Origin of the sequence: Paenibacillus lignilyticus, from assembly GCF_017942085.1 — a bacterium.
In the GTDB taxonomy this organism is placed as follows: domain Bacteria; phylum Bacillota; class Bacilli; order Paenibacillales; family Paenibacillaceae; genus Paenibacillus_Z; species Paenibacillus_Z lignilyticus.
In genome coordinates this window covers 343434-358776 of record NZ_JAGKSP010000001.1, presented here as the reverse complement: position 1 = coordinate 358776, position 15343 = coordinate 343434, and the positions used below count along the sequence as shown (strand labels likewise).

At 51.7% G+C, this 15343-nt stretch carries 15 protein-coding genes; 12 read left to right on the top strand and 3 right to left on the bottom strand.

Annotated features, from left to right (window positions below; genetic code table 11):
- The first annotated feature begins 5 nt into the window (after positions 1-5).
- The 11 genes from I8J30_RS01595 to I8J30_RS01545 all read left to right on the top strand — a co-directional run bounded on the left by I8J30_RS01595 (position 6) and on the right by I8J30_RS01545 (position 11138).
- Positions 6-1697, top strand: coding sequence for a LysM peptidoglycan-binding domain-containing protein (locus I8J30_RS01595; protein WP_338044763.1), 1692 nt, complete (start codon positions 6-8; stop codon positions 1695-1697).
- Positions 1698-1877: 180 nt separating this feature from the next.
- A complete protein-coding gene (locus tag I8J30_RS01590; RefSeq protein WP_210654798.1) occupies positions 1878-2501 on the top strand; it encodes a BofC C-terminal domain-containing protein in 624 nt (207 codons plus the stop codon).
- A 199-nt stretch (positions 2502-2700) separates the two neighbouring features.
- A complete protein-coding gene (gene ruvC / locus I8J30_RS01585) occupies positions 2701-3204 on the top strand; it encodes a crossover junction endodeoxyribonuclease RuvC (RefSeq protein ID WP_091214843.1) in 504 nt (167 codons plus the stop codon).
- Entirely contained in the window at positions 3201-3833 is a 633-nt protein-coding gene (ruvA, locus tag I8J30_RS01580; RefSeq protein ID WP_210654796.1) for a Holliday junction branch migration protein RuvA, read from the top strand. The genes ruvC and ruvA overlap by 4 nt, the downstream gene beginning before the upstream one ends.
- 19 nt (positions 3834-3852) lie before the next feature.
- Positions 3853-4896 (top strand): Holliday junction branch migration DNA helicase RuvB, encoded by a 1044-nt coding sequence (gene ruvB, locus I8J30_RS01575; protein WP_091214847.1) that lies wholly within the window; start codon positions 3853-3855, stop codon positions 4894-4896.
- Positions 4896-5342 carry a thiol-disulfide oxidoreductase DCC family protein gene (locus tag I8J30_RS01570; protein WP_091214851.1) on the top strand — a complete coding sequence of 149 codons (447 nt, stop codon included), beginning with the start codon at positions 4896-4898 and terminating at the stop codon, positions 5340-5342. The genes ruvB and I8J30_RS01570 overlap by 1 nt, the downstream gene beginning before the upstream one ends.
- Before the next feature lie 27 nt (positions 5343-5369).
- Complete coding sequence (locus I8J30_RS01565; protein WP_240547732.1) at positions 5370-7550, top strand: SpoIID/LytB domain-containing protein; 2181 nt, start codon at positions 5370-5372, stop codon at positions 7548-7550.
- A gap of 10 nt (positions 7551-7560) precedes the next feature.
- Positions 7561-8607 (top strand): tRNA preQ1(34) S-adenosylmethionine ribosyltransferase-isomerase QueA, encoded by a 1047-nt coding sequence (gene queA / locus I8J30_RS01560; RefSeq protein WP_210654794.1) that lies wholly within the window; start codon positions 7561-7563, stop codon positions 8605-8607.
- Positions 8608-8629: 22 nt separating this feature from the next.
- Positions 8630-9763: a tRNA guanosine(34) transglycosylase Tgt gene (tgt, locus tag I8J30_RS01555; RefSeq protein ID WP_338044762.1), complete on the top strand. Its 1134-nt coding sequence runs from the start codon at positions 8630-8632 to the stop codon at positions 9761-9763.
- Positions 9764-9781: 18 nt separating this feature from the next.
- The gene (yajC, locus tag I8J30_RS01550; RefSeq protein WP_090983109.1) at positions 9782-10114 is read left to right on the top strand and encodes a preprotein translocase subunit YajC; all 333 of its coding nucleotides are present in this window, start codon (positions 9782-9784) and stop codon (positions 10112-10114) included.
- 163 nt (positions 10115-10277) lie between these two features.
- The gene (locus I8J30_RS01545; RefSeq protein WP_210654789.1) at positions 10278-11138 is read left to right on the top strand and encodes a DUF421 domain-containing protein; all 861 of its coding nucleotides are present in this window, start codon (positions 10278-10280) and stop codon (positions 11136-11138) included.
- Between the two features lie 47 nt (positions 11139-11185).
- Here I8J30_RS01545 and I8J30_RS01540 read toward each other — a convergent pair whose 3' ends face one another.
- On the bottom strand, positions 11186-12052 hold the full coding sequence (locus tag I8J30_RS01540) for a phosphatase PAP2 family protein (RefSeq protein ID WP_210654787.1): 867 nt from the start codon (positions 12050-12052) through the stop codon (positions 11186-11188).
- Between the two features lie 112 nt (positions 12053-12164).
- Entirely contained in the window at positions 12165-12566 is a 402-nt protein-coding gene (locus tag I8J30_RS01535) for a TIGR04086 family membrane protein (RefSeq protein WP_240547731.1), read from the bottom strand.
- A gap of 274 nt (positions 12567-12840) precedes the next feature.
- On the opposite strand from I8J30_RS01535, the gene I8J30_RS01530 reads away from it, so the two are divergent.
- Positions 12841-13590, top strand: coding sequence for a YetF domain-containing protein (locus I8J30_RS01530; protein WP_338044761.1), 750 nt, complete (start codon positions 12841-12843; stop codon positions 13588-13590).
- 35 nt (positions 13591-13625) lie between these two features.
- Here I8J30_RS01530 and I8J30_RS01525 read toward each other — a convergent pair whose 3' ends face one another.
- On the bottom strand, positions 13626-15248 hold the full coding sequence (locus tag I8J30_RS01525; RefSeq protein WP_210654786.1) for a putative polysaccharide biosynthesis protein: 1623 nt from the start codon (positions 15246-15248) through the stop codon (positions 13626-13628).
- Positions 15249-15343 lie beyond the last annotated feature (95 nt).

Sequence of the window (15343 nt, the reverse complement as noted above, 5' to 3'; positions counted from 1 at the left end):
GACGGGTGAAAATTCATATTGTCAAAAAAGGCGATACACTATACCTCATTGCCCAGAAGTATAATGTTTCGCAGGAAGAAATCATGAAACTGAATCCTACTATCACCAATCCGGACATGATTGACATCGGAATGAAGATCAAAGTACCTACTTCTCATACGGGAAATATGGACTTTATGCACCAGCATGTTGTTCAGCAGGGTGATACATTGTGGAAGCTCTCCAAAGCATGGGGAATCCCGCTCAGTGATATGATTAAAGCCAATCCGCAGCTGAAAAATCCAAACGTGCTGCTGACCGGCGAAGTTGTAAATATACCTAAGCCAGGCGCAGCACATCCTATGCACGAAACGCACATGCAAAGTGGAAACGAGAATTCGGGATCCGGTCATCATCCGCTTCACCCTTCCTCGGTGATGCAAGGTGTTCAGGGCTTGATGGGCAAAATGTCGACTGCGCCTTCCTTGCTCGGCGGCAAGAAACCTACTGGGCAAAAGCCGAGCACGATGCCGGTACCGACGCCTACGCCAATACCGGAGCAAGTTGCTCCGACGCCGATGCCAGAGCCGGCTCCAATGCCGATGCCGCTGCCGGAAATCATGCCGGTCGCAGAAAAGAAATATCCGGTTTACAACTCTTATGAGCAGCATGTTGATTTATTCAAACAATACGGCGTTCCGGCTACTGAGGTCATGTCGCTCTATGATATGCCGAAAATGCCAGAAGCGGTATCTCCGGCATCGATGGGAGGCGGCTATGGGCAGCCGACTGCCGTATCTCCGGTGTCGATGGGAGGCGGCTATGGGCAGCCGACTGCCGTATCTCCGGTATCGATGGGGGGCGGCTATGGGCAGCCGACAGCCGTATCTCCGGCGTCGATGGGAGGCGGCTACGGCTATCCTTCAGCGGTATCTCCGGCATCGATGGGAGGCGGCTATGGATATCCGTCAGCGGTATCCCCTGCATCGATGGGAGGCGGCTACGGTTATCCGTCAGCGGTATCCCCTGCCGAGATGGGTCCGCAAGGCGGATATGGCTATCCATCTGCAGTTAGTCCTGCGGAAGACATGGAATGGTGTCCGCCCGTAACATTGCCATGGGGAGCACCGAGCTACGGTTGGGGTCCACAGGCGGTATCCCCTGCCGAGATGGGTCCGCAAGGCGGTTATGGCTTCGATCCGTCGATGGTATCCCCGGCTAACATGGGTCCGCAAGGCGGCTATGGTTACCATGATCCGTCGATGGTATCCCCGGCTAACATGGGTCCGCAAGGCGGCTATGGCTACTATGACCCGTCGATGGTATCCCCTGCCGAAATGGGTCCGCAAGGCGGCTACGGTTACTTCGATCCGTCGATGGTATCCCCGGCTAATATGGGTCCACAAGGCGGCTACGGCTACTACGATCCGTCGATGGTCTCTCCGGCCAATATGGGACCGCAAGGAGGTTACGGCTACATGGGCGGCGGTCAAATGGCGCCTGTCGTAGCAGGAGCTTCAACAGGCAAGAAAAATTGCAACTGCGGCTGCCATGAGAAACGCGAGGACGAAGTCGATCAGTTCGAAGAAGAGGATGCGCTGAGTACATCCCCGAGCAAATCGGCCCCTCCGCGTAAACCGGCCAAAAAGATTGTCGTTCGTCAAACACGCACCGTGAAACCGAAACGCCGCGGAAGTTTACCGTGGATTAATCGCTAAACGAAGTCGAGAAATAAGCCCGGCCGTCCTCGCATGGAGAAATGCGCGGATGATGCCGGGCTTGTTTTTGTAAAGTGATGTGGCGGTATCAGCCTTTTCTACATATTCGTGCAAGATGTGCATAATTCTCCAGCTGAGGTGAGAGACTAACAAAAAAGGTAAAAAGGGGAGTTCCCGACGATGGAATTCAGCCTCTGGAAGAAAATAAAAAAAAAGCTGCTCCGGAATCGGCGGCCAATGTGGCAATTAGGCTGCCTGCTTGCTGTGACCTTACTCTCACTTACAAGCGTTCGTTCCGTTCAAGCGATGAAGCAGGGGAATCCTCCTTCAAGAAGCGTTATCGACGTGCTGGCTTCACCTTCAGAGCAGGTGACCGTCAAGCTTCATCGTATTTTCTTATGCGGTGAGGAGAAGAGCACGCTTGGACAGATGACATCGAAAGAAGCGCTTCGGTTGCTCAAAGGGCATCCGGAGTGGACGGCTGTGCTTGATACGGAATCAGCGGTCGTAATGGAGCAGCGTATCGATGATTTGTCGGAATCCTGCAAGCATAACGGCTATATCAGCATGGACAAGGCAGGCAATTTAACGTTATTCGACGGTTCGCCGAAGAAAGAGAAGGTGCTGCGAACCTTTTTTCAACTGGATGTCAACTACATGGAGAGCAGCTTGCCGAAGGAACGGATCGAGGAGCTCGTGAACGGGATTCGGATAACGGACAAAGACGAGTACAACAGTGTATTGTCCACATTCAGCGATTATGCAGTCGATCGGACCGAGAAAGTAATGAAACGAGACTTCTAGCCCCCAGGTCATACCAATTCAAGCTAAGCCCGATATTCAAACAGTGGAGAGACGGACGCACGCAGCGTTCGTCTTTTATGTTGGTAGGGGAGCTTGCCCGAAAGACAAAACGCGTGTTCTCATCATGCCTATCATTTGCTATAATAGATGGAAGCCAATTTTTGAACATACTATTTTTTGGCATGGGGAGAGAAGAGGCTTGCGTGTTTTAGGGATTGATCCAGGGATTGCAATCGTTGGATTTGGCTTCATTGACAAAATCGGGAGTAAGCTGGTTCCCGTCCAATACGGCTGTATTCAAACCGAAGCGCATACGCCTCAAGAGGAGCGTCTTAAGCAGGTCTATGAATCTACTTGTGCGCTGATGGATCGCTATAAACCGGATACCGTCGCTGTAGAGAAGCTGTTTTTCAATAAGAACGTGACGACGGCTTTTTCAGTTGGTCAAGCACGCGGTGTGATGATTTTGGCAGCGGCCCAGCGCGGATTGCCAGTGACGGAATATACCCCTTTGCAGGTGAAGCAGGCGGTTGTCGGATATGGCAAAGCGGAGAAACGACAGGTACAGGAGATGGTACGCATGTTCCTGAAGCTGAGCGCGATACCCAAGCCGGATGACGTAGCGGATGCGCTTGCCGTGGCCATTTGCCACGCCCATTCTTCCGTTCTGACGGATAAAATTAACGGGGTGAACCGGAAATGATCGATTATGTACGAGGACGCGTCGTCCATTTGGATACAGAGTTCGTTGTGGTAGATGTGCGAGATATCGGCTACCGGGTGTTTACGCCAAACCCGTATGCTTTTGCCAAGAGTGATGATGCGGTGACCATCTACACCCATCATCATGTTCGGGAAGACGCGACGCTGCTCTTCGGTTTCGCAACCCGCGAGGAACAGGCGATGTTCCGCAAGCTGCTTGAAGTGTCAGGCATTGGACCGCGCGTCGCGCTCGGCATTCTGGCAGGCGGTAAACCGGAGACGATTGCGGCTGCCATCCAGCAGGAGAACCTGACGTTTCTGACCAAGCTGCCCGGCATTGGCAAGAAGACGGCGCAGCGGATGGTTCTTGACTTGAAGGATAAGCTTGATGCAATTCCGGGAGGCTTCAGCTTCGCGGCGGCAAGCGTTGTACTCGGCGATGATGCGGACAGCGGAACGTTGTTCGGCGGCAATCAGAACTGGAAAGAAGCGCGCGAAGCGCTTACGACGCTCGGCTATACGGCAGCTGAGCTGGATCGCGCATGGCAGGGCATGAAGGATCATGCGGCAGCCGATGAATCTGTGGATGCCCTGATGAAACGGGCATTGCAGCAACTGTTTAAAGGCTAGCAGAGAGGGGTACGCGTGAATGGACGATCGGATTATTTCCGCCAACCTCATGATGGAAGATCAAGCGGTGGAGCTGAGTTTGCGCCCTCGCTATTTGGCCGAGTATATCGGTCAAACTCAAGTGAAAGAGAATCTGAAAGTATTCATAGAGGCGGCAAAGCTGCGCAAAGAAGCGCTGGACCATGTATTGCTCTACGGTCCTCCGGGACTTGGCAAAACAACGTTATCGAATATCATCGCCAACGAGCTGGGAGTTAATCTGCGAACCACGAGCGGCCCTGCGATTGAGAGGCCCGGCGATCTCGCCGCGCTTCTGACGAATTTGCAGGAAGGCGATGTTTTGTTTATTGATGAAATTCACCGATTGCACCGCACGGTAGAGGAAGTGCTTTATCCGGCGATGGAGGACTTTGCGCTCGACATCATGATCGGCAAAGGCCCCAGTGCGCGTTCGGTTCGTCTTGAGCTGCCCCCGTTCACGCTGATCGGCGCTACGACGCGGGCCGGACTATTGTCCGCGCCGCTGCGCGACCGTTTCGGTGTAGTGAGCCGACTGGAGTTCTATTCGGTGGATGAACTCGCTTTTATCGTGTCACGGGCAGCCGAAATTCTCGGCGTCAGCGTTATCGGTGAAGCGGCGCAAGAAATTGCGATGCGCTCCCGTGGGACGCCGCGGATTGCGAACCGACTGCTGAAGCGGGTACGTGATTTCGCTCAAGTGCGCAATGATGGAATTGTTACACATGAACTCGCCCAGTCTGCGCTTGGACTTATCCAAGTGGATCCGCTTGGTCTGGACAGCATCGATCACAAAATGCTCCGTGCCATGATATCCATCTATCGCGGTGGTCCCGTCGGGCTCGATACGATAGCGGCCACGATCGGTGAAGAAAGTCAAACGATTGAAGATGTCTACGAGCCTTATCTGATGCAGATCGGTTTCCTCCAGCGCACTCCGCGCGGCCGCATGGTAACACCGCTTGCCTATCGGCATCTGGGTCTTCCTGTGCCGCAGCAGCCCGGCGCTGACGCCGACAATGGTGAGGGAGGGAGCTCCGTATAATGGCCAAGAAAGAACGCAGCACGGATGAGAGCAAACGTGAGAAGCTTATTGTCTTGTATGATGGTACCTGCAACTTATGTCTGGGCAGCGTTCGTAAGTTAAAGGAGCTGCAGTCGACTGCCGTGCTGCGATTCATTCCGGTTCAGTCGTTAGACGAAACCTACGAAACAATTCCCGGTCTCGCTTCGTTAAATACAGAGACCTTGCTGACGAAGATGCATGTCGTTGAAGCGGATGGGACGCTGCATGCGGGAGCTGCAGGCGTCATTCGGATTTTGCGGACGGTCAGAGGCCTTAGATGGCTGGCTTGGCTGTACCGTGTGCCGGGTCTGCGAATCGCCGCAGATGGAATCTACCGCGTGATTGCGGCGAAACGTTATGACTGGTTCGGCCGAACGGATGACAGCTGTCATGAAGGAGTCTGTGCGTTACCCAAAAAAGATTAATGGCGAGGGGGAATGGATGTTTTGCCGATGAAGGGCATAAACGTCGTTCAATCGAACGAGTCCATAGTGCCGGCAGTGAAACGATCAAGGCTGCCGAAGACGATGCGAACATTTACGCTGCTGTTGACCGGGGTTGTAGGCCTCTCCGTTTGGACATCCGTACCGTCAAACGGTGCGGCGGTGCCTAAACTCGACAATATTCGTGTAGGCATCTTCCTGAATACAAGTAAGTATAAGCTCGATACGGCTGCAGTCACCTTCAGTTCGGCTGCCGCACTGCAAGTCGGCGTTCGCCAGCCTTCCGGCGTAGTCCCGATGTTTCAAAGCGGAAACGGAGAAACGACCCGGTTTACTCTGGACGACTATAAACCACTTCTGCTTGAGACGACCGATTATATGACGGCACTGGCCGCATATAAACGGCTCAAGGCGATGGGGGCAGCGGGTTTTATGACAGCGGCGAACGACTCTCGCGGTAAGGTTTATCAAATCGAAGAAGGTTCATATGCCACAGCCGCAGAAGCGAAAGCTGCCGGAGACCGCTGGCTGAAGGATGCTACGCTTGCCGGTTATGCCGGCAAATCAGCTAAAGCAGAGCTGGTAGGTCCGCTTCATTTGGATACCGGTTTGGTTTATGCCTCCAAAGACGAAGCTGTGAAAGCAGCGCAGTCTCTCGGAGCAAGCGGCGTAGAGGCGTATGCTGCCATCAAACAATCCGGCATGGATGCAGGCGTGTTTACCGTCGTGGTCGGCTCGGAGAGCGATCAGACTGCGCTCGGTCAAGTCAAAGCTCAAGCGCTGAAGGTGAACGGTGCATTGGCGCTGCGGCAGACGGATGCGTCTTCCGCTTATTTCGTGATCCGGGACGACTATACGACGGTTGATTCTGCTTCTAAACCGCCGGTTTCGCTTTATTCGGTACCTACCACAGGAGCGAAGCTATGGATTTCAACCTCGGCTTCTACAGGCATTAAGCTCATGGAACGATATAATCGAAGCTATCGCGGGCAGTTCGAGGTAAGCGGATTAAACAACAAGCTTGCTGTCATTAACGAATTACCGTTCGAACAGTATCTGTACGCCGTTGTCGGTGCAGAGATGCCGGCATCTTGGCCGGCGGAAGCGTTGAAGTCGCAGGCGGTTGCGGCGCGTACATATGCAATCTATCAGGGATTTGGCTTTCAAATCGCGCATGTGGTAGATACTACACTCAGTCAAGCCTATGGGGGTATCGGTTCAGAGAAACCGACAACGATTGCAGCGGTTGATGCGACTAACGGCGAAGTGGCCATGTATAACGGCAAAGTGATCGAGGCGGTATTCTCTTCAAGCGCAGGAGGCGCTACAGCCGATTCGAGTGAGATCTGGGGCAATAGCATTAATTACTTGAAGAGTGCGCAGAGTCCGGATTCCTCCTCCGAGAAAGGGCTGTATCAATGGTATCGAATAGCCCTCCCGAATGGATCCGTCGGCTACATGCGCGAGGATTTGCTGGATGCTACCGATCAGAAATCAAAGGCGGGACAACCCCTTCTGCGGGTAAATGCCGATGGAGCGAAGCTGCGTCCAATCCCGCTTATTCAAGAGAATGTACCTGTCGTGGATCAGGCTAATCGTGGCACGCTGGTTGTCTGGTTGGAGAAAGTTCCGCAATCCAATGAGATGTCTTGGGTAAGAGGAACGTATACGGCAGCAGAGCTCCTGGCATTCACGAACGGTAAGCTTCAGAAGCCTATAACAGGCAAGATCTCGACACTGGAAGTCAGCCAGAGCGGACCGTCCGGGCGTCCCATTGAGCTGTTGGTAAACGGACAGAAGCTGCAGGTCAAATATCCGGATGTTTATCGCGCCGCTTTCGGAGGATTGCCAAGCACATTGTTCAAAATTGATGAAACAGCCAGAATGACCATAGAAGGCGGAGACCATGCAGTACGCGAACGCCCGACGGTAACCGATAACGGTACGATGTATCTCATCGGCGGAGATGGTCAAACAAAGGAATTGAAAGACCGCAATATCTTCATCCTGAATGGCGATGGGGAACTGCGAGCCGCAACGAAAGATCCCGGCTTCCGATTCGTCGGTTCAGGCAACGGGCATGGCGTAGGCTTGTCCCAATATGGAGCGCGCGGGTTGGCAGAGCTTGGGTATGACTATAAATATATAATGCAATACTATTACAAAGACGTGACGATCGTTAAGGAATGAGAACCAGTCGATGAATGTAAATGAATTTGATTTTGAGTTACCGGAGCATCTGATCGCACAAACTCCGCTTGCAGACCGCACGTCCTCCCGGCTGCTGACGCTTAATCGCGAGTCGGGCGCAGTGGAGCATCATACGTTTACTAAGCTGGCTGAACTGCTTCAGCCGGGGGATACCCTAATCCTAAACGACACTCGCGTTATGCCGGCACGATTGATGGGGATTAAATCCGATACAGGCGCTAAAGTCGAACTGCTCCTGCTTAAGCAGCTTGAAGGGGATCGATGGGATACGCTGGCGAAGCCGGGCAAGCGGTTAAAGGTTGGCGCACAGCTTTCCTTCGGGGATGACGGAAACGGTCATCCGCTGCTGCGAGCAACGGTGGTAGCGGAAGGTGAAATGGGCGGTCGCGAGATCGAGTTTCATTATGAAGGCATCTTCCCTGAACTGCTGGACCGACTGGGCGAAATGCCGTTGCCGCCTTATATTAAAGAGCGTCTTGACGATCGCGAGCGTTATCAGACGGTCTATGCCAAGCATGAAGGATCCGCTGCGGCACCGACGGCCGGCCTGCATTTTACCAGACCGTTTCTCGATCAGTTGAAGGCCAAGGGAGTACATATCGGTTATATTACGCTGCATGTTGGCCTCGGAACGTTCCGGCCGATGTCAGTGGATACCATCGAAGAACATACCATGCACTCCGAATATTACGAGTTAAGCGAAGAAACAGCAGCAATGCTCCGCTCCGCAAAGGAACGAGAAAGCAGAATTGTAGCCGTTGGCACAACTTCCGCAAGAACTCTTGAAACCGTTGCATCTCGGTTTACGTATGAGGATGTACAAGCTTGCAGCGGCTGGACGGACATTTTTATTTTCCCGGGCTACAAGTTCAAGCTGGTTAATGCTTTATTAACGAATTTCCACCTGCCGAAGTCGACGCTGGTGATGCTCGTCAGTGCATTAGCCGGACGGACGGCAATTATGAATGCGTATAAGGAAGCGATTGAACAGGAATATCGGTTCTTCAGCTTCGGCGACGCCATGTTTATTTACTAGGACAGAAAGAGGAAGTGCACGAGTGGCAATCACATACGAGTTAATTAAAACTTGCAAGCAATCAGGAGCGCGCCTTGGACGCGTACATACGCCTCACGGAGTTATTGAAACACCTGCTTTCATGCCGGTAGGCACGCAAGCTACAGTCAAGACGATCAGCCCGGAAGAGCTGAAGACGATGGATGCTCATATTATTCTGAGCAATACCTACCATCTGTTTATCCGGCCCGGACATGAAATTGTTCGCAAAGCGGGCGGCCTGCATAAATTCATGAATTGGGATCGCCCGATTCTGACGGACAGCGGCGGATTTCAAGTATTCAGCTTAAGCAACATGCGTAAGATCAAAGAAGAAGGCGTAGAGTTCCGCAGTCATCTCAGCGGCGACAAGCTGTTCTTGTCACCGGAAGTGGCGATGGAGATCCAAAATGCGCTCGGCTCCGACATTATGATGGCATTCGATGAATGTGCACCCTACCCGGCCGACTATGATTATGTTAAGAAATCGCTGGAGCGTACGACCCGCTGGGCCGAGCGCTGCTTAGCCGCTCATGCACGTCCGCATGATCAAGGATTGTTCGCGATTGTGCAAGGCGGCATGTACGAAGACTTGCGCCGCCAGAGCGCGGCAGAGTTGACTTCCATGGATTTCCCGGGGTATGCTATTGGAGGATTGAGCGTCGGAGAACCGAAGAATCTCATGTACAATGTGCTTGATTGTACGGTTCCGCTGCTGCCATCTAACAAACCGCGCTATTTAATGGGCGTAGGTTCACCGGATGCATTGCTTGAAGGCTCTATTCGCGGAATCGATATGTTTGATTGCGTACTGCCTACTCGAATTGCCCGTAACGGTACAACGATGACGAGCTCGGGTCGATTAGTTATCCGCAATGCGAAATTCACGGAAGATTTCGGTCCGCTGGACCCGGAATGCAGCTGCTATACCTGTACGAATTACTCCCGTTCGTACTTGCGCCACCTCATTAAGGCTGACGAGACGTTCGGAATTCGATTGACTACGATTCACAATCTGCACTTCCTTCTGGAAATGATGCGAGGCGTGAGACAAGCAATCATGGATGACAGATTACTTGACTTCCGTGATGACTTCTTTAATAAGTACGGCTTGCACGAGAATGATAAAGGATTTTAAGGAAAGGGGTGAACTAATATGGGATCAGCAGCATCTTTACTCCCGTTTGTACTTATGTTTGCGGTATTTTATTTCCTTCTGATTCGTCCGCAGCAGCGTAAATCAAAGCAGCGCAACTCGATGCTTAGCTCGCTGAAGAAAGGCGATAAAATCGTAACGATCGGCGGTATGCACGGAACGATTATGGAAATCTCGGATGATGTCGTTGTCCTTCGCGTCAACGATGCAACGAAGATTACATTCGACCGCAGCGCGATTAACACGATTACAACAAGCGCGGCAGTATCTGCAGCACCATCTGCGCCTGTAGTAGAGAAGAAAGAAGATCAAGCAGAGAATATTAAAGCTTAATCCAGCTGTAACAGAAGCCGGAACGAGGGGGGACGTAGAGCCCTAATCGTTCCGGCTTCTGTTATTTATAAGCGATTGGACATAGATGGAGATTCATTCATAATTTCCAGCATTTACGCACATAATGAACGTACATGCCAGGCGCCGATGGAGGTGGAGAACAGTGGGTAATTGGTTGGAGATCACGTGGCGGACGTTAATGGCAGTCGTCTTTTTGCTCCTTATGACGAAGCTGCTTGGGAAACGCCAGGTTACCGAGCTGTCCGTATTTGAATATATCACAGGCATCACTATGGGTAACTTGGCAGGGTATATTTCGCTGGATACGGATGAGAAATGGTATTTGGGCTTTTTGTCCTTAGGCGTATGGGTAGCGGTGTCGCTCGGCATTGAGCTGCTTCAATTAAAGAGCAAGAGAGTCCGTAATTGGATTGACGGGACCCCGACCGTATTGATTCAGAAGGGCAAAATACTAGAGAAGAACTTAAAGAAAGAGCGCTTGACCACGGATGAGCTGATGCAGCAGCTGCGAATGAAGGATGTGTTCAAAGCAGCCGACGTCGAGTTTGCCATCATGGAGGCGAGCGGAGCGATCAATGTGCTCCTCAAGACCGAGAATTTACCCCTAACCCCGAAGCAGCTTGGGATTAAAGTGACACCTGAGCGAGAGCCAATCGCGGTAGTCATGGATGGTGTCGTGCTGGCGGATCCGCTTCAAGTGAGAGGGTTTAACGAAGCCTGGCTGGCCAAAGAGCTCAAGAAATCGGATCTTCGCGTCGAGGATGTGTTTCTGGCCCAAATTGATGATTTCGGCACGCTGACGATCGATCTGTACGATGACAAGGTCAAGCAGCCGAAGAGCCAGAATCAAGCTACGCTGCTTGCGGCATTGAAGAAATGCGAAGCGGATATGGAGATGTACGGACTGCTGACGGCGGACGAAGACGAGAAGCGGAAATATGCTGCCTGCTCCAAGCAACTTCAGCAATTAATTGATGAGGTTAGACCGCTTATTTATCAATAAAAAAGAGACCGCCGGTTATCACAATCAACCGACGGTCTCTCTTTTGTTTATTTCGCATCCTCGCGAAGATAAGTAATGTTCCCTGGGGTAACGGAACCGCTGCGGCGACCACGGCGCAGGGACAGGTTCATCGCGCTTAGGCGCATGCCCATCGTGGAAGCAAATGTAGCAAGCACCACTCCGCCGCACATATCGATAAACCAGTGGATCCCCAGATAGAAGATCGCAAAGATAATGATGACGGCAGTGATGCAGCAGAACCATGCCCATCGTTTGATACCGGAACGCACGGCCAATATCGCAAGCGTAACCGATATCGACGTATGCAAGCTTGGGAAGCAGTTATCAAGGCCCGATAAAGCCCGATACTGGTTCTCGAAATCCGGGAACACGTTCAGCATAAGGAATGAAACGTTCGTCGGATCATGATACCAAACTTCATTGACCGGCAGGAACAAATAGAACGGAATCGCGACTAAATAGTTAATCATAATCGCGTAACATAAAGCGTAAAACATCCGCTTGTCTTTGCTGCGTTTGGAATAAATCCCGATGGATGCAATAAGCATCGCTTGAAAGACAACCACATACATGAAAGCCAGAAATACAGTCAAATAACGATTCTCGAACATATGTTGAAGATTGGCGACGAAGTTTCCTTCGATCGATTGGAAGAACGTTGCGAAATCATAAGTATAGGTCATATGATGTTCGATGCGCATCTCCAGCTTGTTGAGGAACAGAATCAACATCAAAGCGCCGAAATGCAGCAAATATTTGCGGTTTAGTGCCATCTCTCTGAGAAACAATCCACCAACCTTGAACGGGTTCGTTGCAGCTCCATACCAGATCAGAAGCGTCACCGTAATGGCCGAATAGATCGCGACCGTCGTCATGTTGTCAAACAAAGTCATGATACGTTCTTTCCTCCTAAAAGCACCTTCGTAATTTCAGCTCGATCTAGTATATCATAAACTATACCCAAGTGAGACCATTTCCAAAAGTGTTCACAAACGGGACAAGCTGTCAGGACCGCTTGGTGTTCACGCCGATCATGCCGCCGAACGCGCCGCAAAGCAAGGTTTCGACCAGCATTGTAAACGTTCTGCCACTAATACCGGTGTTCGTGGAAAGAAAGCTGACAAGCAGAATCAACAGACCGTAGGCAATGCCGAGCATGCCGCCATAATACCAACCGCGCATTCCGGATCTTCTGCCGGATACGAAACCGCCCGCAAGTGAAGCGCAGCCGTGTACGATCAAACTGTAAAGCGGAAGCTGGGTTTCCTGCATGCTGCCCCATCTCAGCATAGAAGAAAGCAGAATCGCCCCTAATGCAAGCCAAATGGATGCATACAAAATGCCTGCGAGCATCGGTGAAGCCATGTGTACCTTAGGAACATTTTTCATGGCATTGATCGGTTTCATATCGTTATCCCTCCAATTATTTACGGTCGCGTTCACGATTATTACAAGATATGGTCAAGCTGAGCAGATTAGTACAAGTTGGCCCGCAGCAGCAGGCACTCCGCTTGATTACCAAATATTCGAACATCATCCTTCGTATGATGTACTTTGCATCCGGTGACAATAGTTGTACTTTGTGCTGGCATGAAACAACTACAGCTGGCAGCGATAAATCAGCCAGATGCGAATGCGGGGATGCAGCAGCCTCGCACTACATCCAAGGAGGGCGGCTCAAGTGGAATACTTGACACTGATGTTCCGGACGCTTCTCATCTACTTTATCGTGTTTCTCATTATGCGGCTTATGGGGAAGAGGGAAATCGGCAAGCTGTCCGTTTTTGATTTAGTCATCTCCGTCATGATTGCCGAGATTGCCGTATTCGTCATCGAGGATACGCAACGCCCGTTACTTCACGGTATTTTGCCAATGGTATTTCTGCTCATCATTCAGATTGTCATTGCCGTCATTACGCTGAAAAGCCGTAAGCTGCGCATCCTGTTTGACGGTAAACCGGTTGTACTCGTGGAGCACGGTAAGCTCAATCGAGAAGCGATGCGCAAGCAGCGCTATAATCTGGATGACTTGATGCTTCAGTTTCGGGAAAATAAAACGAATATCGCCGATGTCGAGTTTGCCATCTTAGAGACGACAGGCAAACTATCCATTATCCAGAAGGATCGGCAAGAGCATCACCATCCGGGATCATCGGGCGGTGAGCATGGGGGACAAGGGCAAAGCCATGAAGCCCATTTCCCTAAGCCGTTTCCTAAGAATTACCGCTTCGAAACGCTGCCCGTCCCGCTCATCATGGACGGCGAGATTCAGAAAACGAATTTGGAGCAGCTCGGCAAAGACCGCTTCTGGTTGAATAATCAGCTGCGTCAGCGCGGAATTACCGATGTGAAGCAAGTCTTCCTATGCACGATTGATCACCGGGGCAAAATCTTTCTCGATGCAAGACGAGGCAGAAATCCACATAAGTAAGTGACGAACACCGGCTCATTGAAGCCGGTGTTTTCTTAGGATTTGAACCATCTGCCGAGATACGGGATGCGCTCCGCATCATAACGGTCGATGATGCGCATCATCACCATGAGGACGAGATAGACGACGATGCCAGCGGTGCAAGCGAGAATCAAGTTATGCCACAAGGCAGGAAGCGCCTGCAGATTCATCACCCATAACGACGCGGCACCCATGATGAACATCGCGGCGCCGACTTTTAGGAAATCAAGCAGATCCATGCTGAAACCGACGGAGCGAACAACGGCGATCCAGTGCAGCGCGGTAACAAGGACGATATTGACATTGATGGCAATTAAGGCGCCGTATATCCCGAGGGATGGATTGGATGCGAGCTCAACGATGAGGACCAGCTTCACGACAGCGCCGATAAAGGTGTTCAGGAGTGCAGTGGTCGGCTTATCGAGCGCCTGCAGCGCCGCTTGAAGCGGTGCCTGTAAATAAATGAATAAACCCACAGGGGCCATCCATTGCAGCATTGGAGCAATTTCCACATGATTGTAGAGGATACGGCAAAGCGGCTCTGCGAATAGGAGCATCACCACTACGAAAGGAGCTCCCGTAACAAGGGAGAGGCGCATGGATTGATGGAGTCGTTTATGGATTGTTGCGCGGTCTCCTTTGGCAGCGGCTTCCGAGAGGGAAGGAACGAGCGAAACGGCAAGGGAATAAGTGAGTGCTGTCGGAAGCAGGAGGATCGGGATAATCATCCCTTGCAGCGCACCATATTGAGAGGTTGCCGCTCCGACGGCTATCCCTGCAGCGAGCAAAGCTCTTGCAGTCAATATGGATTCGAGAAGGTAGGATAATGAGCCGATCATCCGGCTGCCCGTTACCGGCACAGACAAACTGATCAATCGGCGCATTACCGGAACACGCCGTTTATGAAAGGGAATATGAAATCGTGGTTTCGCTGCAGCAGGCGGAAGGTCTGATGAGGCGAGCTCAGAAACGGAATCCTCGCGAATGATTGCAAGCTTCACTCGTTTACGGTCAATCGCATATTGCCAGAGCAGAACAACCAGCCCCCCGATTTCACCGACGACCACGCCGAGCATCGCTCCCGCAGCGCCCCAGGCTAGTCCATATGGCAGCAGCCATTTTGCGAATAACAGTGCGAATACGATGCGAATCAACGTTTCGAGCGTCTGAGAAAGAGCGGTTGGGATCATGTTTTGCTTCCCTTGAAAATAGCCCCGATACACCGAAGAGATCCCGATTATAAGCAATAGCGGGCTCATCATGAGGAAGGTTTGATAAACACGCGGATCCGTCATTAACCGCGTCGTGATCCATGGCGTCAGCCACACGAATAAACCGGTTAGCAGGAGGGAGAGCAGTACCGTAAGCGCCATCGCGGAACGGAATATCTGTTTGACCCGCTTGGAATCGCCCTTGGATTCGGCTTCAGCAATCCATTTGGCAACTGCCAGTGGAATACCGCCGGTAATCAAAGTGAGCAAGACGATCAGAAACGGATAACCGAGCTGGTACAAGCCTACTCCCTCGGCACCGATAATGCGGGGAAGCGCAATACGCGGTACGAAGGCAAGGATTCGATTCACAATGCCTGCAAGCAGCAGAATTAACGCACCTTTAATAAAAGATTGCTTGGTCACAGTCGGTTCCTCTCCCTTTACGTTCGATCCCTTTCCTTCACTTCCGATTACCAGCAAGACCTGTCCTGTTCTATCCTTATGCTTATGCGCAGCAT

Coding starts and splice junctions, on each gene's coding strand:
- I8J30_RS01590 (WP_210654798.1), top strand. CDS start 1,878: ATGGAATTCAGCCTCTGGAAGAAAATAAAAAAAAAGCTGCTCCGGAAT.
- ruvA (WP_210654796.1), top strand. CDS start 3,201: ATGATCGATTATGTACGAGGACGCGTCGTCCATTTGGATACAGAGTTC.
- ruvB (WP_091214847.1), top strand. CDS start 3,853: ATGGACGATCGGATTATTTCCGCCAACCTCATGATGGAAGATCAAGCG.
- I8J30_RS01570 (WP_091214851.1), top strand. CDS start 4,896: ATGGCCAAGAAAGAACGCAGCACGGATGAGAGCAAACGTGAGAAGCTT.
- I8J30_RS01565 (WP_240547732.1), top strand. CDS start 5,370: ATGAAGGGCATAAACGTCGTTCAATCGAACGAGTCCATAGTGCCGGCA.
- queA (WP_210654794.1), top strand. CDS start 7,561: ATGAATGTAAATGAATTTGATTTTGAGTTACCGGAGCATCTGATCGCA.
- yajC (WP_090983109.1), top strand. CDS start 9,782: ATGGGATCAGCAGCATCTTTACTCCCGTTTGTACTTATGTTTGCGGTA.
- I8J30_RS01540 (WP_210654787.1), bottom strand. CDS start 12,052: ATGACTTTGTTTGACAACATGACGACGGTCGCGATCTATTCGGCCATT.
- I8J30_RS01535 (WP_240547731.1), bottom strand. CDS start 12,566: ATGAAACCGATCAATGCCATGAAAAATGTTCCTAAGGTACACATGGCT.